The following is a 451-nucleotide window of genomic DNA, read 5'->3' as shown; positions in this document are numbered from 1 at the left end:
TCAAGGGCAGCCACGCCGCGATCAAGTCCGGCATGCTCGCCGCCGACGCCGCGCTCGAAGCGCTCGCCGCGAACCGCGAGCGCGATGCGCTGACCGCCTACCCGTCGGCCTTCCGCGACTCGTGGCTATACGCCGAGTTGCACAAGACGCGCAACTTCAAGCCTTACATGAAGAAGGGCCTGTGGGTTGGCTCCTTTCTGTTCGGTGCGGAACAGAAGCTCTTCAAGGGCCGGGTGCCGTGGACCCTGCACAACACGGCCGACCACGACAAACTGAAGCCCGCGGCCGAGTGCGCGAAGATCGACTACCCCAAGCCCGACGCCAAGCTGACCTTCGACCGGCTGTCGTCGGTGTTCCTGTCCAACACCAACCATGAGGAGGAGCAGCCCTGTCACCTGCAGCTCAAGGACGCCTCGGTGCCGATCGCGGTGAACCTCGCGCTCTACGACGC

The 451-nt window shown here is 65.2% G+C and carries 1 protein-coding gene; it reads left to right on the top strand.

Going from position 1 to position 451, the window contains the following annotated elements:
• The coding region (locus AC3A35_RS27915; RefSeq protein ID WP_487439812.1) for a 4Fe-4S dicluster domain-containing protein at nucleotides 1-451 on the top strand (451 nt) is incomplete at both ends.

It is taken from the genome of Azoarcus sp. Soil_N_20 (assembly GCF_057656155.1).
Note: the sequence above shows the minus strand (reverse complement) of the source record. Positions and strands in the feature narration are given on the sequence as shown.